Origin of the sequence: Croceicoccus naphthovorans (assembly GCF_001028705.1) — a bacterium.
Lineage (GTDB): Bacteria > Pseudomonadota > Alphaproteobacteria > Sphingomonadales > Sphingomonadaceae > Croceicoccus > Croceicoccus naphthovorans.
In genome coordinates, this window is the sequence record NZ_CP011770.1 from 2,616,186 (window position 1) to 2,641,287 (window position 25,102).

General features: G+C 63.7%; 22 protein-coding genes. 11 read left to right on the forward strand and 11 right to left on the reverse strand.

The window, feature by feature from the left end; all coding sequences use genetic code 11:
• The first annotated feature begins 59 nt into the window (after positions 1-59).
• The 3 genes from AB433_RS13160 to AB433_RS20065 all read left to right on the forward strand — a co-directional run bounded on the left by AB433_RS13160 (position 60) and on the right by AB433_RS20065 (position 3,261).
• The gene (locus AB433_RS13160) at positions 60-1,979 is read left to right on the forward strand and encodes a hypothetical protein (RefSeq protein ID WP_047821600.1); all 1,920 of its coding nucleotides are present in this window, start codon (positions 60-62) and stop codon (positions 1,977-1,979) included.
• 63 nt (positions 1,980-2,042) lie between these two features.
• Positions 2,043-2,453, forward strand: coding sequence for a YadA-like family protein (locus AB433_RS13165; protein WP_169749359.1), 411 nt, complete (start codon positions 2,043-2,045; stop codon positions 2,451-2,453).
• 229 nt (positions 2,454-2,682) lie between these two features.
• Positions 2,683-3,261 carry a c-type cytochrome gene (locus tag AB433_RS20065; RefSeq protein ID WP_082134928.1) on the forward strand — a complete coding sequence of 193 codons (579 nt, stop codon included), beginning with the start codon at positions 2,683-2,685 and terminating at the stop codon, positions 3,259-3,261.
• A gap of 204 nt (positions 3,262-3,465) precedes the next feature.
• On the opposite strand, the gene AB433_RS13175 is transcribed toward AB433_RS20065, so the two are convergent.
• Positions 3,466-4,026: a rhodanese-like domain-containing protein gene (locus AB433_RS13175; protein ID WP_053059285.1), complete on the reverse strand. Its 561-nt coding sequence runs from the start codon at positions 4,024-4,026 to the stop codon at positions 3,466-3,468.
• Positions 4,027-4,105: 79 nt separating this feature from the next.
• Between AB433_RS13175 and AB433_RS13180 the strand changes: the two genes are divergently transcribed.
• Both AB433_RS13180 and AB433_RS13185 read left to right on the forward strand, forming a co-directional pair.
• Positions 4,106-4,882 carry a quinoprotein dehydrogenase-associated SoxYZ-like carrier gene (locus AB433_RS13180; protein ID WP_047821605.1) on the forward strand — a complete coding sequence of 259 codons (777 nt, stop codon included), beginning with the start codon at positions 4,106-4,108 and terminating at the stop codon, positions 4,880-4,882.
• Positions 4,879-5,832: a quinoprotein relay system zinc metallohydrolase 1 gene (locus tag AB433_RS13185; protein ID WP_047821607.1), complete on the forward strand. Its 954-nt coding sequence runs from the start codon at positions 4,879-4,881 to the stop codon at positions 5,830-5,832. The genes AB433_RS13180 and AB433_RS13185 overlap by 4 nt, the downstream gene beginning before the upstream one ends.
• On the opposite strand, the gene AB433_RS13190 is transcribed toward AB433_RS13185, so the two are convergent.
• The 4 genes from AB433_RS13190 to AB433_RS13205 all read right to left on the reverse strand — a co-directional run bounded on the left by AB433_RS13190 (position 5,829) and on the right by AB433_RS13205 (position 11,019).
• Positions 5,829-6,359, reverse strand: coding sequence for a cytochrome b (locus AB433_RS13190; protein WP_221403608.1), 531 nt, complete (start codon positions 6,357-6,359; stop codon positions 5,829-5,831). The two genes, AB433_RS13185 and AB433_RS13190, sit on opposite strands and share 4 nt — an antisense overlap.
• The gene (locus tag AB433_RS13195; protein ID WP_047824081.1) at positions 6,356-8,386 is read right to left on the reverse strand and encodes a TonB-dependent receptor plug domain-containing protein; all 2,031 of its coding nucleotides are present in this window, start codon (positions 8,384-8,386) and stop codon (positions 6,356-6,358) included. The genes AB433_RS13190 and AB433_RS13195 overlap by 4 nt, the downstream gene beginning before the upstream one ends.
• Positions 8,387-8,501: 115 nt before the next feature.
• The gene (locus AB433_RS13200) at positions 8,502-9,899 is read right to left on the reverse strand and encodes a porin family protein (protein WP_156170817.1); all 1,398 of its coding nucleotides are present in this window, start codon (positions 9,897-9,899) and stop codon (positions 8,502-8,504) included.
• Positions 9,900-10,026: 127 nt separating this feature from the next.
• On the reverse strand, positions 10,027-11,019 hold the full coding sequence (locus AB433_RS13205) for a PQQ-dependent catabolism-associated beta-propeller protein (RefSeq protein ID WP_375782416.1): 993 nt from the start codon (positions 11,017-11,019) through the stop codon (positions 10,027-10,029).
• 194 nt (positions 11,020-11,213) lie between these two features.
• Between AB433_RS13205 and pedF the strand changes: the two genes are divergently transcribed.
• The 4 genes from pedF (at position 11,214) to AB433_RS13225 (ending at position 15,174) form a co-directional block, all read left to right on the forward strand.
• Positions 11,214-11,648, forward strand: a complete 435-nt coding sequence (gene pedF / locus AB433_RS13210; protein WP_082135060.1) for a cytochrome c-550 PedF — start codon at positions 11,214-11,216, stop codon at positions 11,646-11,648.
• A gap of 3 nt (positions 11,649-11,651) precedes the next feature.
• Positions 11,652-12,518 (forward strand): substrate-binding periplasmic protein, encoded by an 867-nt coding sequence (locus AB433_RS13215; protein ID WP_047821608.1) that lies wholly within the window; start codon positions 11,652-11,654, stop codon positions 12,516-12,518.
• A 143-nt stretch (positions 12,519-12,661) separates the two neighbouring features.
• Positions 12,662-14,413, forward strand: a complete 1,752-nt coding sequence (locus AB433_RS13220; RefSeq protein WP_047821610.1) for a methanol/ethanol family PQQ-dependent dehydrogenase — start codon at positions 12,662-12,664, stop codon at positions 14,411-14,413.
• A gap of 101 nt (positions 14,414-14,514) precedes the next feature.
• A complete protein-coding gene (locus tag AB433_RS13225) occupies positions 14,515-15,174 on the forward strand; it encodes a response regulator (protein ID WP_245626665.1) in 660 nt (219 codons plus the stop codon).
• Positions 15,175-15,190: 16 nt separating this feature from the next.
• Here the strand turns inward: AB433_RS13225 and AB433_RS13230 are convergent, their stop codons facing one another.
• From AB433_RS13230 to adh, 4 genes are all read right to left on the reverse strand, one after another.
• Entirely contained in the window at positions 15,191-17,422 is a 2,232-nt protein-coding gene (locus AB433_RS13230) for a hybrid sensor histidine kinase/response regulator (protein WP_047821612.1), read from the reverse strand.
• Entirely contained in the window at positions 17,422-18,579 is a 1,158-nt protein-coding gene (locus AB433_RS13235) for an FIST N-terminal domain-containing protein (protein ID WP_179944979.1), read from the reverse strand. Before AB433_RS13235 ends, AB433_RS13230 begins: the two co-directional genes overlap by 1 nt.
• A 112-nt stretch (positions 18,580-18,691) precedes the next feature.
• The gene (locus tag AB433_RS13240; protein ID WP_179944980.1) at positions 18,692-19,108 is read right to left on the reverse strand and encodes a DUF779 domain-containing protein; all 417 of its coding nucleotides are present in this window, start codon (positions 19,106-19,108) and stop codon (positions 18,692-18,694) included.
• Positions 19,109-19,247: 139 nt separating this feature from the next.
• Positions 19,248-20,768, reverse strand: coding sequence for an aldehyde dehydrogenase (adh, locus tag AB433_RS13245; protein WP_047821614.1), 1,521 nt, complete (start codon positions 20,766-20,768; stop codon positions 19,248-19,250).
• Between the two features lie 178 nt (positions 20,769-20,946).
• On the opposite strand from adh, the gene AB433_RS13250 reads away from it, so the two are divergent.
• Positions 20,947-22,221, forward strand: coding sequence for a Zn-dependent hydrolase (locus AB433_RS13250; protein ID WP_047821616.1), 1,275 nt, complete (start codon positions 20,947-20,949; stop codon positions 22,219-22,221).
• Between the two features lie 5 nt (positions 22,222-22,226).
• On the forward strand, positions 22,227-22,799 hold the full coding sequence (locus tag AB433_RS13255) for a protein-methionine-sulfoxide reductase heme-binding subunit MsrQ (protein WP_047821618.1): 573 nt from the start codon (positions 22,227-22,229) through the stop codon (positions 22,797-22,799).
• Here AB433_RS13255 and AB433_RS13260 read toward each other — a convergent pair.
• Positions 22,784-23,290, reverse strand: a complete 507-nt coding sequence (locus AB433_RS13260; RefSeq protein ID WP_047821620.1) for a ComEA family DNA-binding protein — start codon at positions 23,288-23,290, stop codon at positions 22,784-22,786. The two genes, AB433_RS13255 and AB433_RS13260, sit on opposite strands and share 16 nt — an antisense overlap.
• Before the next feature lie 123 nt (positions 23,291-23,413).
• Positions 23,414-25,087 (reverse strand): flotillin family protein, encoded by a 1,674-nt coding sequence (locus tag AB433_RS13265; protein ID WP_375782417.1) that lies wholly within the window; start codon positions 25,085-25,087, stop codon positions 23,414-23,416.
• Positions 25,088-25,102 lie beyond the last annotated feature (15 nt).

A 25,102-nucleotide genomic window follows, 5' to 3' on the forward strand; every position in this document is an offset into this window, starting at 1 on the left:
AAAACCAAGACCGTCAGTCTCTCTTCCCGTCCGAAACGGACTTCAATGGGGAGAAGACCATGTATCAATCCAAAACGATTACGCGTGCGATCGCGCTGGCTTCGGTCGGCGTCGGGGCGCTTTGCGTTTCCACCAATGCACAGGCGCAGGCGATCCCTGCCGTTGACGTGTGTACGGGGATCAGCCTCGATCCTTCTGCCGTCACCAGCATCGTCGGCGCCACTGTCGGCCCGGTCGAATCGCTGGAAAGCACCGTAAACGCCATTACCAGCCTTGGGCTGCTGGCACCTTTGCTCGGCCTGCCCGACCTGAACAGCGACATTTCCACCGTGTTGCAGGATATCGCCGATGGCGAACAGATTTCGCTGACGGTGCTGGATAGCGACGGCAATGTCATCACCGATTCCGATGCCTGCTATGTCACTTCGGACGGCTATACGCTGAATCAGGAAGGCGGCATCTCCATCGGCGGCAATACGATCACCGGGCTCGGCGCGAACGGGCAGGAAGCTTCCGCCGCAGAGCTTGACGCGATCGCCTTTGGCAACAACGCCGAAACCACCGCGGGCGCGACCAACGCCATCGCCATCGGCAGCGGTGCCATGGTTACCGCGGCGGATTCCATCGCGCTAGGCGGCGGATCGTCGGCCACGGCGGAGAACTCGGTCGCCATCGGTACCGGGTCGGTTGCGTCTCGCGGTGCAGAGGATGGCGCGGCCGGTGAAGTCTCGGTCGGCGCGGTCGGCTCCGAACGCAAGATCACCAACGTCGCTGCGGGAACCGAAGCCACCGATGCCGCCAATGTCGGGCAGGTCGGCGCGGTTCAGGCCGATGTCGATGCCCTGGCCGACAGCGCGGTGCAGTACGACGACGGCACATACGCCTCGGTCACGCTGCAAGGCGCGAGTGGCACGGTCGTCACCAATGTCGCCGACGGCGCGGTCAACGATACTTCGACCGACGCGGTCAACGGATCGCAACTGTTCGCCACGAACGAGACCATCGCTGATGTGGACGCGCGCGTTACGGTCAACGAAACCGACATCGCCGCGCTGCAAGACGACGCGGTGATGTACGACGATGCCAGCCACGACACGATCACGCTGGACGGTGTCGATGGCACCACGATCACCAACGTTGCCGATGGCACGCTGGATGCGACCTCTACCGATGCGGTCAACGGTTCGCAGTTGTTCGCCACCAACCAGAACGTGCAGGCGAATACCGACGCCATCGACGCGCTGGATACGCGGGTAACCAATGTCGAAGGCGATATCGTCGACCTTGGCGACCGCGTAACGGTGACAGAGAACAACCTCGCCCAGCTTCAGGACGGCGCGGTGTTCTATGACGATGCCAGCCACGACACGATCACCCTGGACGGTGTTGACGGCACCACGATCACCAACGTCGCCGACGGCGCGTTGGACGCGACCTCTACCGATGCGGTCAACGGTTCGCAGTTGTTCGCCACCAACCAGAACGTAGAGGCGAACACCGACGCCATCGACGATCTGGACGATCGGGTGACGGTGAACGAAGGCGATATCCTTGCGCTCGATGACCGGGTCACGGTGAACGAGGGCGACATCAGCGATCTTGGCGACCGCGTCACCGTCAACGAGGGCGATATCGTCGACATCGACAATCGCGTTACCGTGAACGAAGGCGACATTGCGGACTTGCAGGTCCAGGTCGCGAACGTGCCGGTCGGATACGTCAGCGATATGGACGGCATGACGCCCAGCGCCGTGCCGACGCAAACCGCCGCATTTATGGGCGCGGCTGCCGGTCCGGTCACCGTGACAAACGTCGCGGCGGCCACGTTGAACGCAACATCGACCGATGCGGTCAACGGCTCGCAGCTCTATGCCACGAACCAGCAGGTTGCGGCCAACACCGATGCCATCGCGCAGAACACGGCGGATATCACCAACATCCAGAACAATGTTGCGGGCAGCGTCGTCGTCGCGGTGTAGTACTCGAACCCCGAAAATCCGACCGTCAGCAACGGCGGCACCATCACGCAGGATGTGACCTTCGTGGGGGCCGACAGTTCGATGCCGGTCCGGGTGCACAACGTCGCCAACGCAACCTCCGCCTACGATGCGGTGAACCTGCAGCAGATGCAGGCCGGGCTCGATGCGGCGATCTCTTCGTCCAACGCCTATACCGACATGCGCATCGCCGAACTGGGCTTCGACCTGCACGAATTGCGCAAGGAATCGCGGGCCGGCACGGCCGGGGCGCTGGCCGTCGCGGGCCTGCCGCAAGTGATCGAAAGCGATGGCCGGATGCTGGCCGGGGCAATCGGTCACTACCGCGGCGAAACCGCCTTCGCGCTGGGCTATTCCGGGGCGTTCAACGACGGGCGCGCGGTGTTCAAGCTGAACGGCACGATGGATACCCACGGTTATGCCGGGGTGAGCACCGGCGCGGGATTCGCGTTCTGATCTAGCGATCAGGACACCGCACTGGGGCGGCGCGGCTTCCGACCCAATCCCTCACCGGCCGTGCTTCCCCCGGGTCGGCTCTCGCGTAGCGATACGCGGGGGCCGGCTTTCGCTATGGCCGAATGGCGACTGCGCCCCGGTTCATGCATACCGAACGAAAGTGCAATGTCGGCGCGCGAAAAGCCGTGCGATGACAGCGTGCAAACAGTCCGTTCGAAGAGGGAAGAGCATGTCGAAAGCTATCATCGGGTCCGCAACGTCGCTTGCCTTGGCATTTGCGCTCGCCGCCTGTTCGGGCGGCGGCAAGACCGCGGACGAAACGGCCACTACGGCAGAGGCCGAAACGGTGGCCGAAGTTGCCAAAGTGGCGGAAGAGACTCCGCTGGAAGCTCCGGTCGCGACCGAAACCGCAGAACCGGAACCGAAACCGAGCGAGACCGCGGCCCCCGAACCGAAACCCACCCCGACCCCAACTCCCAGCGCCACCGCCAAGCCAGTGGAAGTCGCATCTGCCGCACCGCCCGCGTCCTATGCGCGCTGTGCCGTGTGCCACACGGCAAACAAGGGTGCAGAAGACAAGCTGGGCCCGAACCTGTGGGGCGTTTATGGCACCAAGGCGGGCGCGGTCGGCGAATTCAGTTTCTCCAGCGCGCTGAAGGAATCGGGCGTGACCTGGAACGACGCGAACCTGCACGCTTGGCTGGAAAACCCGCGCAAGTTCATCCCCGGCAACCGCATGAGCTTCCCCGGCCTGAAGGACGAGGCGAAGCGTCAGGAAATCATCGATTACCTGAAACAACAACGCTGATCGCCAGGCTGGCGCAAACCGCCGGGCGTCAGGCTCGGCGGGTCAGGCCGTGCGGTAGATCGTTGGGCTCGTATCGGTGAAATTTACGATGTCGGCCAGCGGCATGTGAGTTTGCGGGTAATAGTCCCGGTCGAACCGACAGCCATCGTGGCGCGGTTAGCAGACGATCAGTTTTGCCATTGTTCGGCACCCGTTTCGCAATGATCATTCGGGCCTGACGACAACCGGTTCGGCGGGCACCAGCGGCGTTTCCTGACGCCATCCCTCTATCCCCTCGGCCAGCCACCAGACGTTGCCATAGCCTTCGCTGGCCAGCCGCCGGGCCGCGTTCCAGCCCATCCAGCAATCAGTGCGGCAGAACAGGATCACCGGCAGGTGCGGACGTTTGCGCCGCGCTTCGGCCACCGTATCGGCCAATGCCCGCCACAGCAGCGGATCGGCATCGCTGCGCCCCGCCTCCGGGTGCCAGATCGCGCCGGGGATCGTCAGATGCTCTTCGCCCAGCCGCCACTTTCCTGTCGCAGCGTCGCGAACTCCGCCCATCGCGGGCAGGACGTCGATGAACAGCGCGTCCTTTCCGGGCGTCAGCAACCGCGCGGCGGGTAAGGCAAGACGTGCCGCAGGACGCGGATCGCGGTCCACCGGCGCGCGGTACCGGGCGGAGCGATAGCCATCGGCATCGAAACTATCGGACGGTTCGGCAAGCGACGGCACGGCCAGCATCAGCAGGGCAAGAGCGGCGCATGTCAGTCCTTTTCCCCGCATCCCCAACCCCTTGCGCTGTCGTTGCACCATAGTCCTATGTGGCCCACCACGCGCACAGACTACATGGGTCTTTGGTCTTATGAGGATGTCCAAGCGCCTTTTGCCAGTGCTGCTGGCGCTGCTGCCCCTGCCCGCATTTGCGGATGGCGCGGCGCTGCCCGAAGATCCGCTCGGCTCTCCGATGTGGGAATATCACGCGAAAAAGCTGTTCGCCGGTGCGCCGGTGCGCTTCGACCCCGCCGTAAAAGTCATCCTCCCGGTCATTGCCGAGGACCAGCACGTCGTGCCCGTCACCGTAGATGCCCGCGCTCTGGCAGGCGTGCAGCGCATCCTGATCTTCGCCGATCTCAACCCCATTCCCGTCGCCATCGACTACCGCCCGGTCGTGGCTGCGCCACTCGTCACCACCCGGATAAAGCTGGACCAGCGCACCCCGGTGCGCGCAGCGGTCTTGCTGACCGATGGGACATGGCACGTATGGGGCGACTGGATCGATGCGGCAGGCGGCGGCTGCTCCGCCCCGCCGGTCAGCCGTGTACGCGGCGACTGGGCCGATCACCTTGGCGAAATGCGCGGAGCGGCATGGGCCAGCGGAAACAACACCCGGCTGCGCGTCAGCTTTCGCCACCCGATGGACACGGGGCTCGTCGAGAACATTCCCGCCTACAACATCGAAGCCCTGCGCGTGACCGATGCCCGCGGCGCGACTTTGGGCGAGATGGCGGTCTATGGCGCAGTCGCCGAAGACCCGGTCTTCACGCTGGAAGTCGCCGGGCGCGATGGGCCGATAGAGATCGCCGCGCGCGATACTTCCGGCCTCGAATTCTCCGGCGCGTTGGAGCCGAAAGCCCCGTGATCCTGTCCCGCCGCAGCCTGATCGCGGGCGGGGTAGGTGCGCTGACGCTTCCCTTGCCGCTGCTGGCCGAGGAATTTGCAGACACTTATGCGCCAAAGGCCGAACCGATTGCTGAGGGTATCTGGCTGGTACGCGGCAAGGATGAGCCGATTGCTTTTCCTAACGGTGGCGCGATTGCGAACGCTGTGTTCATGGCCACGGGCGCGGGCACGGTGCTGGTCGATCCCGGCCCCTCGCTAACTTACGGTCGCGCGCTGGCCGCGCTTGCGCAAAGCAAGACCGGTCAGCCGGTGACGCGCGTCTATGTCACCCACCTGCACCCAGACCATTCGCTTGGGGCGGCGGCGTTCGACCCCGCCATCGTCCACGCCCTGCCCGCCACCCGCGCAGATCTGGATCGCGATGGCGAGGGCTTTTCCGATGGGCTCTACCGCATATTGGCTGACTGGATGAAGGGCACCACCGTCGTCCTGCCGCGCGGCGATGTTGCGGCGGGCGAAGTGACGTTCGGCGGGCGGGCATTGGACGTGTTTGCGCTAAACGGCCACAGCGGGAGCGATCTCGCCATTCTCGACAAGGCAACCGGCACGCTGATCGCGGGTGACCTCGTATTTCACGACCGCGCGCCCGCCACGCCGCACGCGGACATCGCGGGCTGGCTGGCCGCGCTCGATACCTTGCAGGCGATCCCGCGCAATCGCACCGTTCCCGGCCATGGTCCGCTGGACACCGGCAATGCGGCTATCGAACAGACCCGCGACTGGCTGACATGGCTCGACATGTCGCTGAAAGAGGCGGTGCAGCAGGGCATGGACATGAGCGAGGCCGGGGCCATGCCGATCCCCGACCGCTTTGCGTCTATGAAAGTCGCGCGCTACGAATTGCAGCGCAGCGTTTCGCATTTCTATCCGAAGCTGGAGGCCGTATACCTGCCGCTGATCGGCGACTAAAGCATTCGCCGCAGCACGCTGTCTTGCAGCACGAAATGGTGCCGCAACGCCGCCCCGATGTGCAATACGATCAGCCCGATGGCGACGAAGGCCATCACCTCGTGCCCCTCATGCGCAATGCCGTAGATCGCATCCTCTTTCGTCACCGCGAACTTGGGAATGTCGAACAGGCCGAACCAGCTCAGCGGATATTTGCCAGCAGACGAAAAGATCCACCCGCTAAGCGGCAGGCCGATCATCAGGATATAGAGCACCGTATGCGCCGCATGGGCAGCCCCGATCTCCCACTTCGGCAGATCGCGAGGAAGCGGCGGCGTCCGCGACACGATCCGCCAGCCCAGGCGCGCGATCGATAGCGCCAGCACGGTGATTCCGACGGCCTTGTGCGTTGGCATGATGCGGACGACATCCTCCAGCGCATCATGGAGCAGCCCGCCGATCAGGTTTCCGATCAGCAGCACCGCAATCGTCCAGTGCAGGACCCGAGCGACCGCATTGTAACGGTCCGACCCATGGTACGGAATCAAAAGCCGATTCCGATACCTGCCCAGACGGTGCGCGGCGTGCCAAGATCCACCGAGCCGCCCTGATTGCGCGTCACAATCTCTTCATCTCCAAGGTTCTCTCCGCGAAGGACGATCGCGAACCTATCACCGACCGGAACCCGCGCATAGGCGTCGATCGTCGTCGCGGCGGGCAAGGCATCGCTTTCCTGATCGCTCTCGAACTGCCTGCCGACGTGGCGCACCGTGGCCGAGAGCAGCCAGCCCTCCGCCGGTTCCAGCGCCAGCGTCGCGCCCGCGACCCATTTCGGCGTTTGCGCAGGGCGAAAACCGTCAAAATCGGCACCCTCCTGCTGCGCCTCGGCATCGGTATAGGCCAGCGATCCGTTAAAGCGGACGATGCCCCGCTCGATCCCGGCGGACAGTTCGATACCGCGCGCATGGATCGCGTCGATGTTCTGCCTCTGCCGCGTCACGTCATCCAGCGTGACGTTGGCGACCGCATCTTTCACCTTGTTGTCGATGGCGGTTAGGGACAGCGTGACGCCCTCGCCTGCCGTCAGGTCGATGCCCGCCTCGTAGCCCTCCAGCTTTTCGGGGGTCAGTTCGGCATTGGCCTTGGTGGTGACCGGAAAGACGACGAAGGGCCGGTAAAGCTCGTTCAAAGTGGGAAGGCGCAGCCCCGTATAGGCCGCCGCCCGCAAGCTGAGCCTATCGCTGACATCATAGACCAACCCGCCCCGGAACGAGCCGCGCCAGTCCGACTGGTTATCGTAATAGGTCTCTTCCTGAAGTGCCCCATCGGCAGCGCGCGCAATGTAGAACCCGTCGCGAATGGTATAGCGATCCGCCCGCGCACCCGCCGTCAGGGTCAGCGCGCCGAGTTTGAAGTCGTTCTCCGCAAACAGGCCAAGATCGGTGTTCGTCCCGCCCGCATTGCGGCGCGAGGTGACGGCGCCGGTAAACGCGCTGATCGCCGTTTCGAACAATTCCCCGTCCGACTTGCGGTAATCGACACCCAGCCGCAGCGTATGCGCGTCGCCCACCGGCGGGCGAATCTCGAACTTGCCGCCCAGCCCGGTCGAGGGCGTATTGCTCTGGTCCAGCACGGGCACGAAGCGCGTGGAACTGATCACCACGTTCGTAAAATTGCGCGCCTGCACATAGCCCAGCAGGTCGAACGCCCAGTCCCCGCGCCCGACGAATCGCAAGCTGGCATCCTGTCCTTCGCTCGACGAATTGGCCCCGTCGAAGCGGAGCGTGCGGTTGTCGTTGAACAGAAGGACATTGGCCTGCGCCTCGACCGTATCGGAGATCGGCGCGACGCCGCGCAGCTGGGTCGACCAGCTATCGTACCGTGCCCGCGCAGTTGCCGGAACGCGCTGATCGCCGGGGGTGGTGTAGAACCCCTTGCCGCGATCCCAACGCCCCGAAACCAGCGCGAACCCGCTGCCCAGCCGTGCGGCCAGGGTGCCGGTCATTTCGGTCTCTTCGCGGTCGTTGATCAGCGCATGGCCCGAAAACGCGCCCAGCGACTGCGGATCGCCGCTGGTCAGTTCGATCGTGCCCGCCAATGCACCAGCGCCGAACGGACCGGACCCACCGCCACGCGTCACCCGCGCGCTATCCAGTCGCTCGGGCGCGATGGCGGAAAACGGGATGTAGCCGAAGAACGGATCGCTCATCGGCACGCCGTCCAACAGGATCAGCGCCCGGCTGGTCGCATTGCCGCCCAGCGCGCGCAAAGTCGCGCCTTGGGCCGATGGGTTCGACGAGCGACTGTCCGACCGGCGGAATTGCTGAAACCCGGCGATATTGCTCAGCGCGTCCTCGATCCTTCCCGACCCCGTCGCGATCAGGTCTTCACGATCGAGTTCGGTTACGTCGTAGGCTTCGGATCCCTCGGTATCGGGCAAGCCTTCGCCTTCGACGAAGATCGGTTCGCCATATTGCGTCAGCCCGATCTGCTCGCTGGTCTGCGCATAGGCGGGCACGGCGGTCAGCGCGGCAGAGGCCGCGAGGGTGGCGATAAGGAATCTGCGACCGGTCATGACATCCTGCTTGTTGCTTTTCGTGTGGGGCAGAGACGCAATCGGCGACCTTTGGTCAAGGTCGCCGACGCGTTGTTTCGACAATGTTTGCCGCAATACGCAGCGAAGGCGAAGATCAGAAGAACAGGATCCCGCCAAGCGCAACCGCATCGCTGCTGGCTTCATTGCCGTTGTGGGCTTCGGCCTTCGAATGGATGTATTCGCCGATCAGCGTGACCCAGCTGGTCAGGCCGTAGCGTGCCTGTCCCACCCAGCTGGAGTTCGTATCCACCAGCGTCGGGTTGGCCAGCGCATCGGCGGCGTTGGCATAATCCAGACGGCTTTCGCCATAGCTGCCGCCGATGGAGACTTTGCCGAAGGTGGCCAAGGCTTGGAGGTAATACCCGTCGCTGTCGCGCGGATCGCCCGCCCCATCGGTGTCGAACAGGCCGAGGACAGTCGTGCCAAGGCCGCTGGCGGTGTAGTAATAACCCACCGCGGTGACCGGGCCGACTGTCAGTTTCGCGCCCATGTCCACGCCCTTGCCGGTATAGGAACCGCCCAGCACGGATTTGTGCTTCTGCGTGATGCCGCCTGCCCACAGGCGCGCCCCAACGCCGCCGAAGTTGCCGTCATAGGTCAGCTTACCCTGGAAACCGGGCGCGCCGTTGGTCTGATCGGTTCCGTCGGTCAGCGACTTCAACGGCTGGAACACGCCGACACTGGCCTGCACGCCGCCGAAAGTGGGCGACGAATAGGTGATCTGCGGCTGGAAGTCGGTGTAGATATAGCCCGAACCGATGCGACCCAGCGTGGTGTTTGCCGGGGCGACGTTGCCGCCGGTCGGACCGCTGGATAGCAAGGTGATGTCGTTCAGGATCGCATCGGACCCGAACAGGCCGATGTCGCGGCCGATCTTGAAGGTGCCAAGACCCTTGCGCCCGAAAGTCATGAACGTCTGGCGGAAGTCGATACCGGCGGTAGCAAGCGCGGTCGGCTGACCGCCGTTGTTCGCGCCCAGCGTGCCCCAAGCGGCAGAGTTGATGCCGGGATACATGCCGAAGGTCGCGCCGATGTCCCACCCTTCCTGCTGCGTCGATACGTTGACAACAAGGAAGCCAGGCAGAAGGCCGTTGCGAACCGCGCTGGAATTCGCACCGACCGATGCGATCCCGCCGATAACCGCGGTGGTGGGGCCAGCCGCATCTGGATTGTCGTGGACGTAAAACCCGTTCACCGAACCGGCAAACTTGATCGTGGCCGGGCCGACGTTGAAACCGATGCCGCTGTCGGTCATCGTCACCATCTTTTCCGGGTTAAAGCTGGCGGGCGCGGCCGGGGCGGGCGCGGCGGCAACGGCGGCTACCTCTGCCTGCTCTTCGGCCAATAGCGCCTGATATTCCTCGTCTGTCAGAATGCCTTTTTCGTGCAGGCGCTGCAGCAGGCTCTCGCTGGAACCGGCGTAGGCTGGCGCTGTCGACAGGGCAATGGCAATCGCCGCGGCAGTGCCGCGCAACATGATCCTGGAGATCATCTCTCTCCCCCTTCCTTTCTTATAAATCGCGTCAAGCGACCGGATGGAGGATGCTGTCACACCGCGCGGCGGGGAATTGGACTTTGGTTCTCGTCCTTTCGACCAATAGGCTCTGGCCGCTTGAAAATCAGGGCAGGATCGCCACGCCCCACGGGCCTGCCCCGGCCTCGATTCGCTTGGTCACGGCCATGCTGGCAAGGTCGAGGAATGCGACATCGCCGCTGGTCCCGTTGGCGACCACGGCGGTCTTGTCGTCGGGCGTGATTTCAAGGTGCCACGGCCTGCCGCCCGTTTCGACATAGCCGGTCACCTTGCGGGTGGCGACGTCGACCACGGCCACGCCGTTTGCCCGGCCCAGCGCGATGATCGCGGTTTGGCCGTCAGAGGTAAAGCGGATGCCGCATGGCATGACCTTGTAAGCCGGAACGCCCGGCATCGGGAAGGACAGCGTCTCGATGATGGACCGGGTTGCGACATCCACGATATGCACGGTGCCGGCGACTTCCGCCGCGATCCAGACCTGCTTGCCGCCCGGTGCGAATTCGACGTGGCGCGGGCGATAGTCGGTCTCCATCTCCTCGACGACTTGCTGCGTTGCCACGTCGATCCAGGCGACGGTGTGATCCTCCTCGCTGGTGACAAGCAGCCACTTGCCGTCCGGGCTTTGCGCTATACCTTCAGGCTCTTCGCCGACCTCGACCTGCCACGCGACTTTGCGGGTGGTCAGATCGACGGCGGTGGTTGCGGCATCGTCCTCATTCGCGATGAAGAGCAGCTTGCCGTCGTAAGACGTAAAAAACTGTTCGGGATCGTTTCCCGATGGCAGCACGGCGACAAGCACGCCTGTCTTCGCGTCGCGAATCTCAACTGCATTGTCGAGGCTGGCACAGATCAGCAGGTACTTGCCATCGCGGGTCAACGTTACGCCGCGCGGGCGTTCCCCCACGTTCCATGTGTCGATGACTTCCTGGGTGTCGAGGTCGATGACCGTGATCGTCGAGGACCGTTCGTTGCTGACGTAGGCCGTGGCCGCATGGGCCGTTCCAGTCAGGCCGCACCCCATCGCAAAGGCCAGAGCCAGAATCCAACCGGCGGTAACGTTAAATACCTGCGACTTCATGGCATCCATCCCGATCTATCCTCGCCCCCAGACTTACCGCCGCTGCCCTCAACCCTCCCATTGTACCAAGGTGCAATGGGTCAGTGCCGCCCGGGTCGCTATCTATGATCGCGAAGGGGAAGCCGCGTCCAGCACACCAGCCGGACGTTACCCGGGGCCAGAATCCCACGGTCGCAAATGAGGATGTTCTGACTATGCCGAAATTCACCAGTCGGCTGGCGCTTGTCGCCGCCGCTACCGCCCTTGCCGGCTTTGCCGCGCCGCAACTTCTCGCCCACGGCGACGTGACGCCGCAGGCTGTCGATACTTCGGCCCTGCCCGATATCGGCGAGGAATGGCTGGGCGAGAATCCATACACGGGCAACGAAACCGCCATCAAGATCGGCGCTTCCGCCTACAACCAAAATTGCGCGCGTTGCCACGGGCTGGAAGGTATTTCGGGCGGCATCGCACCCGACTTGCGCTATCTTGAACTCGGCCCCAGCGGCGATGAATGGTACATCGAACGCTATCGCAACGGGTCCAGCCACGACGGCAAGGTCTATATGCCGCCGTTCGGCGAAGTGCTGGGCCAGAAGGCCGGCTGGGCGATCCGCAGCTGGGTCGAAACCAAGTACACGGACGAATAGGTCATGACCTACGGGCGCAGGGCTTTTCTTGGCGGTCTCGCAGCTTCGGCGGGGTCGCTTGCCCTGCCCCGCATGACGCAGGCCGCGCCGCTGGCCAATGTGAAAGAGCTCGGCGTGCTCCGCGTCGGGCTCTATTCCGGTAATCGGCCATGGTCTTACGAAGAGGGCGGCAAGGTGTTGGGCATCGACGCCGACATCGCCCGCGCGGTGGCCGACAGTTTCGGCGTGAAAACCGATCTCGCGCTGTTTCCCGCGGACGAGGAAGTGTCCGACGACTTGCGCAACGTCGTCTGGCGCGGGGGCCTGCTGGGTTTTCGCAAGTGCGACGTGATGTTCCACGTTCCCTTCGACCGCGACTTCGCGGCAAAAGAGGATCAGGTCGTCATCCTTGCTCCCTATTACCGCGAAAGTTTCGGTGCGGCGTGCAGCTCGGGCCTTCCCGAATGCGAAGGCACGCCCACCGAATTTCGTGGGCGTCGACTGGCGGCAGAACTCGACTCGATCCCCGATTTCTACCTGATCGGCAGCTTTGGCGGAATACTTAGGCCCGATGTCACCCACTACACCACCGGGTTCGAGGCAGTCGCCGCGATCAAGGACGGCAGAGCCGACCTCGCCGTCGCCACCGATGCGCAGATCGAATCCGCGTTGGCCAAGGCACCCGGCGGCGATGCGAAACGGCGCAAGGGGCCGCTGCCCGCCATGCTGTCCCCCGGATGGGATGTGGGCATCGCGGTCGATGAAAAGAGCCGCAGCCTGGGCTTCGCGATCGAGGAAGAGATGGACGCAATGATGGCCAGCGGCCGCATGGCGGAAATCTTCTCCGCCCACGGCGTGACATGGCGGCCCGCCAACGCGGTTCAGGTCTGATCTGAGGGGGCATTTCGGGCACGCTCTCGTCCTAAGGTGCAATTGTTCCCCGCCGCCCCGCCGATAGTCTCAAGCCGTAATGAATACCGAAGGTAGGGCAAAAACCATCCGCCTGCCTTTCCGGTCATATTGAGGAGGGAAGGATGAAGGGGCGTTTCAAGACTTTTGCCGCCGCACTCGTGGCGACGTGCGCCATCACGGCGATCCCCGCCAATGCGGACAACCATGCAGGCCCATCGATGGCCGACCTGATGAACGACGCCAACAGCCACGGCGACGTGCTGACCTATGGCATGGGCCCGTGGCAGCAACGCTACAGCGCTCTCAACAAGATCAACACGCAGACCGTAAAGCGTCTGGTGCCGGTATACTCGGCATCGCTGGGCGGCGAAAAGCAGCGCGGTCAGGAATCGCAGCCGATCGTTTATGACGGTACAATCTACGTCACCGGTTCCTATTCGCGCCTCTTTGCCTTCGACGCGAAGACCGGCGAGAAGAAGTGGGAATACAATGCTCGCCTGCCCGATGGCATCATGCCCTGCTGCGACGTGGTCAACCGCGGTGCTGCGATCCACGGTGACAAGATCATCTTCTCCACGCTCGACGCGCACCTCGTAGCGCTGAACCGCGAGACCGGGAAGGTCATCTGGAACAAGGAAATCGGCGACTACAAGGCCGGCTATTCCGCCACCGCCGCCCCGATCATCGTCAAGGACATGGTCGTCGTCGGCAACTCGGGCGGTGAATTCGGCGTGGTCGGCGCGGTTCAGGCGCGCAATGTCGATACCGGCGAGCTGGTCTGGAACCGTCCCGTCATCGAAGGCCACATGGGCACGCTCAACGGCAAGGACAACGGCATCACCGGCAAGACCAACGCCACTTGGGAAGGCGACCTTTGGAAGACCGGCGGCGGCGCAACGTGGCTGGGCGGCACCTACGATCCGGGCACCAACCTGCTGTACTTCGGCACCGGCAACCCGGCCCCGTGGAACAGCCACCTGCGTCCGGGCGACAACCTCTATACCTCGTCCACCGTGGCAATCGATGCCGACACCGGCAAGATCAAGTGGCACTATCAGACCACCCCGCACGACGGCTGGGACTTCGACGGCGTGAACGAATTTATTCCGTTCGATGCCACGATGAACGGCAAGAAGATGCAGTTGGGCGCGAAGGCCGACCGTAACGGTTACTTCTACGTGCTCGACCGCACCGACGGCAAGTTCATCGGCGCGCACAAGTTCGTGATGCAGACGACCTGGGCCGACGGCATCGGCAAGGACGGCCGCCCCAACTTCACAAAGGACGGTCGCCCCGGCGCGCCGAACGGTGCGGAAAAGGGCAAGGTCGTGTTCTCCTCGCCATCGTTCCTTGGCGGCAAGAACTGGATGCCGATGGCCTACTCGCGGGATACGGAACTGTTCTACATTCCGTCGAACGACTGGGGCATGGACATCTGGAACGAACCCATCGCCTATAAGAAGGGCGCGGCCTATCTGGGCGCGGGTTTTACCATCAAGCCGATCGCCGACGATCACATCGGCGCGCTGCGCGCGATGGATCCCAAGACCGGCAAGATCGTCTGGGAATACAAGAACCCGGCCCCGCTGTGGGGCGGCGTCCTGACAACCGGCGGCAACCTTGTCTTCACCGGCACACCCGAAGGGTACCTGAAGGCGTTCGATGCCAAGACCGGGCAGGAAGTCTGGAAGTTCCAGACCGGTTCGGGCGTCGTCGGTTCGCCCGTCACATGGGAAGACGGCGGCGAGCAATACGTCGCAGTGATGAGCGGCTGGGGCGGCGCGGTTCCGCTTTGGGGCGGTGAAGTCGCCAAGACCTTCAAGGATATCTCTCAGGGCGGCTCGCTCTGGGTGTTCAAACTCTACAACGAGTAAAGGGACGGGAAACCGTCACGCGCCTAATGCGACCCGGCGCGTGACGGGACACCGCTTTTTGACATATGAACCAGTTCACGGCTGATATTCAGAGGCAGAGGATGCAAGAGATCCCGGCACCGGAGCGTGTGCTGATCGTCGACGACCATTCGCTGGTCCGTGACGGTTTGCGCTCCATCCTCGAAATCAGCTTCCCCGAATGCGACGTGATGGAGGCAGGCAGCTTCGAAGAAGCGCTCGACGCGTTGCAACAGGCGGACGAGGTCGATCTTGTCCTGCTCGACATCACGATGCCCGATGTCGAACGCCTTTCGGGCCTGCGCCAGTTGCGCGCCGATTTTCCCAGCACGCCGGTCGTCATGGTCACTGGCCTCAACGATCCGATCATCATGCGCGATGCGCTGGCCGCCGGGGCGGCAGGCTTCGTGCCAAAGTCGCTGAAGCGGCAGGCGATCCTCGACGCGTTGCAACAGGTATTGTCGGGCGAAATCTACCTGCCCGACCTCGAAAGCGTCGGGAGCGACGATACCCGCATTCGCGAAGACGAGGAAATCCGCGCCAAGATCGACAGCCTGACCCCGCAACAACGCGTGGTGCTCGGCCACCTAGTCGCGGGGCTGCTGAACAAGCAGATCGCGCACGAACTCGACGTCTCGATGACGACGGTAAAGGCGCACGTTTCGGCCATCCTGCAAAAGCTGAACGTCTTCAGCCGCACGCAGGCGGTGATCATGGCCAACCGGGTCGGCTTCGTCGACTGAAGCCGCGGCGGGCCGGTCAGCCCGTAATTTCCAGCTTTCTAAGCAGCGCCCGCAACTGCGCGGGCTTCACCGGCTTGGTCAGTACCGGCAGCTCTTTCGCGGTCAGCGCCTGCTTCACCTCGTCCGTCCGGTCGGCGGTGATGACGACGGCGGGCAACTCACTCTCATGCCCCGCCTCGCTATGCGCCGCGCGCAAGTCTGCGATGGCGAGGTCTCCGGTCAGCCCGTCGTCCAGATGATAGTCGGCGATCAGCAGGCCGGTGCCTTTCCGCACGCTCTGCCGCACGCCCGGATCGTCGGGGCCGCTGCCTGTTACGACTTCCAGCCCCCAGTTTTCCAGCAAGACGCGCATGCCTTCCTGCACCTGCACGTCGTTGTCGATCACGGTGACGGTGCCTTTTGTGCCGGAAACGGCCCTCGTTTTCTCCGCGACTTCGGCGGCGATGGCCGACGGTTCGGCCAGCGGAACGGTGATCGAGAATGTCGAACCCTCGCCCGGCGCGGTGGTCAGGTCGATCCGGTGCGCCAGCATCGCGCTGGCCCGGCGGACAATGGCCAGCCCAAGACCCTTGCCGGGCGTCTTCTGCGTGCTGGCCAGTCGGCGGAATTCCTCGAAGATCGCCTCGCGCTTTTCCACCGCGATGCCCGGCCCGGTATCGCGCACCGCGATCCGCACCGCGTTGCCATCGGTGGTGGCGCTGACTTCGACCCCGCCTTTCTCGGTATAACGGATCGCGTTGGACACAAAGTTCTGCAGGATGCGCCGCAAGAGCCGCAGGTCGCTGCGCACCCACAGGCCGGTCTCCGGTACCTCGAACGTCAGCCCGCCCTTGCGGGCCAGCGGCGCAAATTCGATGCGCAGGGCCGACAGGATGCGGTCTAGCGGAAGCGCCGCGATCTCAGGCTGGATCGCCCCGGCATCAAGGCGGGATATCTCCAGCAATGCCTCCAGCAATTCCTCGACAGAATCCAGCGCCACCGCCGTCTGGCGCACAAGGCCGCGATTGGTCATTGCCATCCGCCGCTCCGCCAGAGCTGAAACGAACAGTCGTGCGGCGTTCAGCGGTTGCAATAGGTCGTGGCTCGCCGCAGCGATGAAGCTGGTTTTCGAACGGTTCGCCGTCTCCGCCTCGTTCTTTGCCTCTACCAGTTGGCGGTTCACCTCGATCAGTTCGGCGGTGCGTTCCTGCACGCGCTTTTCCAGCGTTTCGGCCTGTTCCGTCAGGCTGCGCTGGAACCGGATGCGATCGGTTACGTCGTCGAAGGCATAGGCCATGCCGCCCGCCGACAGAGAGACTGAGCGGATCACGAAGTGCCGTTCGCCAAGGCTGCAATCGGTGCTGATCCGCGGGCCCTTGCCGCTGCGCCACTCTATCGCCTGCGGCAAGTCCAGCCCTTGCTGAGAGACGCACCAGTCGTGCAATTTCTGGTGCGTGCCGATCGCGTCTTCGATATGGGCATCGATGCCCAGCATGCGGACCAGTGGCTCGTTCCAGGCAACCAGCTTGCGGTCCTGATCGAACAGGCACGCACCTTCGGACAGGGTGTCGAGCGAGGCCTGCAACGCAAGGTTCCGCCCCGCCAGTTCGCGCGCCCGTTCGCGGGCGTCCTCCGCCTTGACCGAGGTGATGTCGGTGTAGATCCCGACCGTCCCACCCTCGGTCGTCTTCATCTCGTTGATTTGCAGCCAGCGTCCGTCGCTCAGCAACTGGACATGCGCGCCCGACGCCTCGCGATGGCGCGCGATGCGTTCGCGAACCCAGCGTTCGGGCGATAGCTGCGACCCGATCGTCCGCCCACCATAGGCCAGTGTTTCGGCCAGTTCGGAAAACTGCGGATGGCTGTCGCGCACGCCTTCGAATTCGGGCCAGAAGCGCAGGAACGACTGATTGCACATCACCATGCGGTCTTCGGCGTCAAAGATTGCAAATCCGTCGGACAGGCTCTCGATCGCATCGCGCAACCGCGCGCGGGCGGCATCCGTATCGCGGTGCGCCACCTCCAGCCGGGCGTTCGCATCGCCAAGCTTTTCCAGCGTATCCTCAAGCTCCGCCGTTCGTTCGCGGACCATGCTTTCCAGCGCGATGGCGGTCTCGAACATGGAGTACGACCCGTCCATGTCGCTCGACCGTTCGACCCGGTCGATCAGCGCCTCGTTGATCTTTTCGAGCCGCCGCACGCGGTCTTCCAGCGCGGCGATCTTGTCGTCGCGCGGATCGGTCGCGGCAGGCGGGCGAGTCGTTGCCATCAATGCCCTATCGCCAACCCGCTCAGCGTCTGGTTCATATGCGCCGACCGGAACTGTTCGCCATAGGTGTTGAACCCGATCACTTTCTCTTTCGCATAGAGGTCGGACACTTCGCGGCCCAGTTGGCGGTTCTCGGCATCGATGCGGTTCAGCACGCAGTCGAAGCCGATGATATGATCGATTTCGCCTACGTCTTCGGCCAATCCGGCGAACATTTCACGCATGGCGGCAATGCGGTCGACCGGCTCGCCGATGGTCATCACGATGCCCCGGTCGATCGCGCAATAGAACGTCAGGCTGCCATCCGGATTGGCCGACTGTATGGATCGGACATGATGCGTGCCGCCGGTGCGCACCATCAACGGATGCGCGGCGAAGAACGCAACGTTCAGTTCCGCGCCCGGATTGCCGACCAGCCGCAGGTATTCCTCTGCCGCCGGGGCGGCGTTGATCTCGAAAACGGTGCGCGTTTCAGCATCGGCCTCGGTAATCACCATGCGCTGCGGGCCGGGACGATAGTGAACGGCGGAAAACATCCGCATCGGGCGCGAACTGGACAGCAGCGCCATCACGCCAGCATCCCGATGGAACCTGCCGTCGAAGAACACACCCGTTTCGCGAAAGGCCAGTCCGTCACCGCTCGACCCGCCAATCAGGCCGATGTCGCCCAGTGCCTCCTGCGCCGTCATCGTCAGCAGTTCCTCTCGGTGCGACAACCCGTCGACAAGGAACAGCGCGACATGAGACAGGCTGTCGCTCCCCAGCTTGCCCTGCGCGCTTTGCCGCCCGCTTGCGACAAGGCCGCGCACCTGCTTGCGCGCGGTATCCGCGTCGAAATGGTCGAGATCGGTGAACGGCAGGACCGAGAGGTGGAACGCGCTCTGCGGAAAGCCGATGAACACCAAGCTGTCTGTGTCATACCCCGTCGCCCCAAGCTCCCCCGCGCTGGTGCACCCAAGCAGCGGCGCATCGGGCAAGACCTGCTCCAGTTCCCGCGCCAGCGCACCGCGATCATAGCGGTGCGAACAGAACACCAGCCCGCCCGCCAGCGGTACATCGGCAATGCTGTCGGCGATACGCGCGACCGCCTCCGCCGGATCTTCAGCGTGGCTGGTCACGATCACGAGCCCGTCAAGGCAGGTTTGGCCTGCTTCCAAGTCGTCTCTCCCCTATGACCGGCCATTGTCTGCCCTCTTCACCGGGGCCAGCCGGGGCGGTGCCACCGCCATCGTGTCATCCTATCCGCAGACGCGCGCGCGGCCAAGCCGCTCAATCCTCCACGAAATCGCCGCCATGCGGCGGTTCTCCGGCGACGTTCAGCGCCTCTATCTCGTCATCGGTGAACACCCGGCTGCGCACGATGAAGCGCACGCCCTCAGGTGCCTCAAGGCTCATCCCCGCGCCCCGCCCCGGCACGACGTCGATGGTGATCTGCGTATGCCGCCAGTATTCGAACTGCGCCGCGCCGATCCACACCGGCGTATCGCGGACCAGCGTGCCTAGCAGAACGTCCTGCGCCCCGACGCGGAATTCTCCGCGCGGAAAGCACATCGGAGCGGAACCGTCGCAGCAGCCGCCCGACTGGTGAAACATCAGCTGTCCGTGCATTTCGGTCAGCCGCTCTATCCATTCGTCCGCCGCGTCGGTCGACACTATCCGGGCCGGTGCGTTGGTTATCGTGGTCATGGCAGCACCTCTATAACAGACACGCCAAGGCCGGGACGGACTGACTGTCCGCCCCGGCCCGGGATGGCCCCGATCATGAACCGGCCGCTGAGATTGCCGGGATGGTCGGGGTGGGAGAAACCTCTCGCCCCCAGCGGCATCAGAAGAAGCCGAGCGCCTTGGGGCTATAGCTGACCAGCATGTTCTTGGTCTGCTGATAGTGTTCCAGCATCATCTTGTGGTTTTCACGCCCGATGCCCGACTGCTTGTAACCACCGAACGCGGCATGCGCCGGATAAGCGTGGTAGCAGTTGGTCCAGACCCGGCCCGCCTGAATGGCACGGCCAAAGCGATAGCAGGTGTTGGCATCGCGGCTCCACACCCCGGCGCCAAGGCCATAAAGCGTGTCGTTCGCGATGGAGAGCGCCTCTTCATCGGACGAGAACTTTGTCACGGCGAGGACCGGACCGAAGATCTCTTCCTGGAAAACGCGCATCTTGTTGTGGCCTTCCAGCACCGTCGGCGTGACGTAATAGCCTTCCGACAGTTCGCCTTCGTGCACGGCGCGGGTGCCGCCGGTCAGGACCTTGGCGCCCTCGTCCTTGCCGATGCCGATGTAGGACAGGATCTTCTCAAGCTGGTCGTTCGAAGCCTGCGCCCCTATCATCGTGCTGGGATCGAGCGGGTTGCCCATCTTGATCGCCTCGACCCGCTTGATCGCGCGTTCCATAAACGCGTCGTAAATGGATTCGTGCACCAGCGCGCGGCTGGGGCAGGTGCAGACTTCGCCCTGGTTCAGCGCAAACATGGCAAAGCCTTCCAGCGCCTTGTCGAAGTAATCATCGTCTTCGCGCATCACGTCGGCGAAGAAGATGTTCGGGCTCTTGCCGCCAAGCTCCAGCGTGCAGGGGATCAGGTTTTCGCTGGCATACTGCATGATCAGCCGCCCGGTCGTCGTCTCGCCGGTAAAGGCGATCTTGGCGATGCGCTTGTTCGATGCCAGCGGCTTGCCCGCCTCTACGCCGAAACCGTTCACGATGTTGAGCACGCCTTCGGGCAGCAGGTCGCCAATGAGCTCGGCAAGAACCATGATCGACATCGGGGTCTGCTCGGCAGGCTTCAGCACCACGCAGTTGCCCGCAGCCAGTGCCGGGGCCAGCTTCCAGACTGCCATCAGCAGCGGGAAATTCCACGGGATGATCTGACCAACGACGCCCAGCGGTTCATGGAAGTGGTAGGCGACCGTATCGTGGTCGATTTCGGAAATCGCGCCTTCCTGGGCCCGCAGGCAGCCCGCGAAATAGCGGAAGTGATCGACGCCCAGCGGAAGATCGGCGGCGGTCGTTTCACGGATCGGCTTGCCATTGTCGATCGTCTCGACCAGCGCCAGCATATCGAGGTTGTCCTCCATGCGCTGCGCGATCCTGTTCAGGATATTGGCCCGCTCGGTCGTGCTGGTCCGCCCCCACGCATCCTTCGCGGCATGCGCGGCGTCGAGCGCAAGCTCGATGTCCTCAGCCGTACCTCGGGCGACCTGACACACCGGGCGGCCGGTCACTGGCGAGATATTGTCGAAGTATTGCCCCTTTACGGGCGCGACCCACTTGCCGCCGATGAAATTGTCGAAGCGGTCCTTGATAAGCGACTGTCCGCTGAACTTGCTGAGCGCCTGTTCCAGCATAACCCTATTCTCCTCTCGCCAAAGCGTTTCGCCAGCCACTCTGCGCCCCGTACCTGCGGTCGCCAATTGTACCTTTGGCGGAGACGGGGCCGACTGAGCAGGAGCTGCGACGGGTCGAGGGTTGGCACCGGGGCCTGCAAATGCCTATCTTGGCAGGCAGGAACAGCAAGGAGACGGCGTGCCCCAAGTCGACATCGAACGCATCGAAAGCGACATCGTCGCCATATCCCGCTTCGGATTTAACGAGGCGGATCGCGGCGTCTATCGCCAGGGTTTCAGCGAGGCGGACATGGCTGCGCGCCAATGGTTACGCGATCGGTTCGAGGAACTGGGCATGGAGCACCGCATGGACGGCGCCGGCAATGTGATCGGGCGTTTTGGCCCCGCCGACAAGCCCGCCGTGCTGATCGCCAGTCACATGGATTCGGTGCCCGCCAGCGGCATTTTCGACGGTGTGCTGGGTGTCGTGGCCGGTCTTGAAGTCGTTCGCGCGCTGAAAGATGCGGAGATCATCCCCGACTTCCCTATCGAGGTGATCGGCACCAGCGAAGAGGAGGGACGCTTCGGCGGTATGCTGGGCGCCCAGGCGATGACCGGCAAGCTGACACGCGAATGGCTGGATACGGCAAAGGACGAACATGGCTTCGCGCTGAAGGACGCGATGAGCATTGCCGGGCTCGATCCCTATGCTGCGCTCCACGCCTATCGCCGTCCCGACGAGATTCACGCATTTCTTGAACTGCACGTCGAGCAGGGCCCGGTGCTGGACCTTGAAAAGACCACCATCGGCGTCGTCGAGGGCATTTCCGGTGTGTTCAAATGGAATTGCCGCCTGATCGGCAAGGCCGACCACGCCGGAACCGCGCCGATGCATATGCGCGCCGATGCCCTGATGGGCATGGCCGACTTCGCGCATGAGATCGGGCGGATCATCGACGAACATGGCACCGACAAGAGCCGGATCACCATCGGCCACGTCGCCTGCAAGCCGGGATTTCCGCACACCGTGCCGGGCGAAGTCGATTTCACCATCGTCGGCCGCGATTTGGACGAAGGCGTGATGACCGCGCTGGCAGAGGCCTGCGAACGCGTGTTGTCCAGCATCGCGCGAAAGCACAAGCTGCGTTTCGAATACGAACAGATGAGCTGGCTGAAGCCCGCCTATTGCGACGACGGGCTGATCACGATGATGAGCGCGAAGGCCGAAGAACTCGGCCTGTCGCACAAGACCATGCCATCAGGCGCGGGGCATGATGTGCAGTTCTTCTGCGAACACACCCGCGCGGGCCTGATCTTCGTGCCCAGCGTCGGCGGTGTCAGCCACGCACCCGATGAATGGACCCACTGGTCCGACATCGAACGCGGCACGCAGCTTTTGCTGGAATGCGTGATGGAACTGGCCTGCGAACAGAAAGACCTGGCCCCCGCCGGGCAGACTGCGAAGAGCCACTAGCCCCCATGAAATCCCGCCCGTTGCTTTGGCTGATCCTTGCCCTGCCCGGCATCTGGATGCTCTCGCGCTGGGCTTTCACGCCAGACGAATATGGCTACGGCCATTTCATAGGCGACAGCGGGGATTGGGCGGCATGGTTGCTGTTGGTAACGCTGGCGGTCACGCCGCTGCGCCTGCTTTTCCGCCGCTGGCGCTGGACCGCTTGGCTGATGCGGCGCAGGCGCGATCTGGGGGTGGCCAGCTTTGCCTATGCGGCGGGGCATACCGCGGCCTACCTGATCCGCAAGGGATCGCCCGAATTCGTACTGGCGGAGCTATCCACGCCCTACATCCTGCTCGGATGGTTGGCGCTGTTGCTGTTCGTGCCGCTGGCCGTGACGTCGAACGACGTTTCGGTGCGGCTATTGCGGCGGAGCTGGAAGCGGTTGCACCGGCTGGTCTATCCGGCGGCGGTGCTGACCTTCGCGCACTGGGCCCTGTCGGCCTTCGATCCGACGACTGCCTATATCCACATCGGGATACTGGTCGCGATCGAAGGCCTCAGGATCGGATTGCAGCGACGTCAGAGGGTGACGTAGTTGCGGAAACGGGCGACTTCCGCCTCGTCGACATATTTGCCCATTTCGCGGTCGAACACGGTCATGTCGTCATAAGGACGATATTCCAGGAACTCGTGCTCCATCTTGTCGGTCATTCCGGGGATCAGGCGTAGCTCTTCCTCGGTACCCGAATTCAGGTTCACCGGCACGAAAACGCCGGTAAGCACGGTGGCGGCCTCTTCATCCGACAGCGTTTCGGTCAGCATCGAATGCAGATCGGTCACGCTGGCATAGGGCTGACCGGCGACGATGGCGGCCGCCAGTTCGGGCGAAACGCCATTGGCGGCGGCAAGCTGTTCCTCGGTCGCGGTGTTGGCGTCCAGAACGCCGGTTTCCACCATCGCCGCATCCGCGGCGGGATCGCTGGCCGCTTCGGTCGCGGTCGCTTCGGGCGCGGTATCCGCACCACCGGAACAGGCGGACAGGGCCACGGTCGACCCGGCAAGAACGGCAAGCATCAGTTTACGCATTTCAATAGCCTCTTTTTGCTAGGGGTCCGCGGTAACACGCCTTGCATGTTTGCGAACCCCCTAACCCGGCACCCAACGATCCGACAGGATCGCAAGGCACAGGCATATTCAACGCGTTGCGCGTCAGTCGGTTTCGGTTGCGGGCTCTTCCGCTTCGAAGTCGTCAGTCGGCTCAGCCTTTGCAGGCGTGACCGGTGCGGCGGTTACACCCGCCCTGGCCAAACCTTCCAGCGATCCGCCATCAAGGCCCAGTTCCTTCATCAACCCATCGATCACCGGCGCCTGCGCGCGATAGGATAGCGCGGCGGTCAGCGCATCGCTGGCCAGATTGCCACCGCCCGGTCCAGCGGCCACAGGCTTGCCATCCGCTCCGCGCGCGCCGGTGATGCCGTCGACCTGCACGATCTTGATCGAATCGATGGCTTCCAGCGGCTTCGCACTTTCGCGGACGAGTTCGGGCAGGACCTTGAGCAGCGCCAGCTTCGTTTGCAGCGAGACCTGATCCATCGACAGGATGTTCGCCGCCTCGTTCACGGCACGCTGACCGGCGGCCTCCACCTCGAACCGCACTCGGTCGGCTTCGGCGCGCAGCTTTTCTGCCTCGGCCTCGCCCTCTGCTTCCAGCCTTGCGGCTTCGGCGCGGTTGCGGGCGGCGTCGCGCTCTGCCTCCGCCTCGACCTTGACGCGGATGGCATCGCGTTCGGCGATCTTGGCCGCTTCGATCAGCTGGATGCGCTTGTCACGCTCTGCGACCTCGGTTTCGCGGCTGGTCGCGACCTGCTCCTCTGCGGCGACGGCCTTGGCGCGGGCCTCGTCGGCTTCGGCCTTGGCCTGGCTTTCCTCGCGGCTCTTGTTCTGGACCGCGATCTGCTGTTCCTGACGCGCGATTTCCAGCGCACGCTGCTGATCGATGCGGGCTTCCTCGACAAGGCGGTCGGCCTCGATCTGCTGCGCATCGACCTGCTTCTTAGCCTCGATCCGCGCGGCATCGGCTTCGCGGTTGCGCTCGGCCTGTTCGCGGGCGATTTCGGCGGTCTGGGCGGCGCGGCGCACCTCGACCTCACGCTCTTGCTCCAGCCGGGCGTACTCCTGATCGCGGCCGATCTCGAACGAGCGCTGTGCGGCTTCCAAGTTCTTGGTCTCCATCTGCACGCGCGTGTCCTGCTCGATATCGTTGCGCAGCTTCTTTCGCGCTTCGATCTGCTCGGTCAGCTTAGTCAGACCCTCTGCGTCAAACGCGTTGTTTGCGTTGAAATGCTCGATGGAGGTCTGGTCGAGACCGGTAAGCGAGACCGATTCCAGTTCCAGCCCGTTCATCGCAAGGTCGTTCGACGATACCTGTTGCACCTTCTGCACGAAGTCCGCGCGCTGTTCGTGCAGCTCATTCATCGTCATCCCCGCCGCGACCGAACGCAGCGCGTCGACGAATTTGCCCTCGACAAGGTCCTTCAGCGCCTCAGGATGCATCGTCCGTTCGCCCAGCGTCTGCGCGGCCATCGCGATGGCGTTGGCATCGGGGCGAACGCGGACGTAGAATTCGGCCTTGACGTCGATGCGCAGCCGGTCGAGCGTGATCAGCGCGTCCTGATTTTTCCGCTCTACAGCAAGGCGCACGGTGTTCATGTTCACCGGCATCGTTTCGTGCAGCACCGGCAGGACCATAGCGCCGCCGTTCATAACGACTTTTTCGCCGCCCCAGCCCGTGCGAACAAAGCCCACCTGTTTGGTTGCGCGACGATAAAGCCGGGTGATCATGAAGGCGATGATGAGCAGGACGACGAGCCCTGTCCCAGCCATGATGCCGATGGTAAT

Coding starts and splice junctions, on each gene's coding strand:
- AB433_RS13160 (WP_047821600.1), top strand. CDS start 60: ATGTATCAATCCAAAACGATTACGCGTGCGATCGCGCTGGCTTCGGTC.
- AB433_RS20065 (WP_082134928.1), top strand. CDS start 2,683: ATGTCGAAAGCTATCATCGGGTCCGCAACGTCGCTTGCCTTGGCATTT.
- AB433_RS13175 (WP_053059285.1), bottom strand. CDS start 4,026: ATGCGGGGAAAAGGACTGACATGCGCCGCTCTTGCCCTGCTGATGCTG.
- AB433_RS13180 (WP_047821605.1), top strand. CDS start 4,106: ATGAGGATGTCCAAGCGCCTTTTGCCAGTGCTGCTGGCGCTGCTGCCC.
- AB433_RS13195 (WP_047824081.1), bottom strand. CDS start 8,386: ATGACCGGTCGCAGATTCCTTATCGCCACCCTCGCGGCCTCTGCCGCG.
- AB433_RS13200 (WP_156170817.1), bottom strand. CDS start 9,899: ATGATCTCCAGGATCATGTTGCGCGGCACTGCCGCGGCGATTGCCATT.
- AB433_RS13205 (WP_375782416.1), bottom strand. CDS start 11,019: ATGAAGTCGCAGGTATTTAACGTTACCGCCGGTTGGATTCTGGCTCTG.
- pedF (WP_082135060.1), top strand. CDS start 11,214: ATGCCGAAATTCACCAGTCGGCTGGCGCTTGTCGCCGCCGCTACCGCC.
- AB433_RS13215 (WP_047821608.1), top strand. CDS start 11,652: ATGACCTACGGGCGCAGGGCTTTTCTTGGCGGTCTCGCAGCTTCGGCG.
- AB433_RS13220 (WP_047821610.1), top strand. CDS start 12,662: ATGAAGGGGCGTTTCAAGACTTTTGCCGCCGCACTCGTGGCGACGTGC.
- AB433_RS13225 (WP_245626665.1), top strand. CDS start 14,515: ATGCAAGAGATCCCGGCACCGGAGCGTGTGCTGATCGTCGACGACCAT.
- AB433_RS13230 (WP_047821612.1), bottom strand. CDS start 17,422: ATGGCAACGACTCGCCCGCCTGCCGCGACCGATCCGCGCGACGACAAG.
- AB433_RS13240 (WP_179944980.1), bottom strand. CDS start 19,108: ATGACCACGATAACCAACGCACCGGCCCGGATAGTGTCGACCGACGCG.
- adh (WP_047821614.1), bottom strand. CDS start 20,768: ATGCTGGAACAGGCGCTCAGCAAGTTCAGCGGACAGTCGCTTATCAAG.
- AB433_RS13255 (WP_047821618.1), top strand. CDS start 22,227: ATGAAATCCCGCCCGTTGCTTTGGCTGATCCTTGCCCTGCCCGGCATC.
- AB433_RS13260 (WP_047821620.1), bottom strand. CDS start 23,290: ATGCGTAAACTGATGCTTGCCGTTCTTGCCGGGTCGACCGTGGCCCTG.
- AB433_RS13265 (WP_375782417.1), bottom strand. CDS start 25,087: ATGGCTGGGACAGGGCTCGTCGTCCTGCTCATCATCGCCTTCATGATC.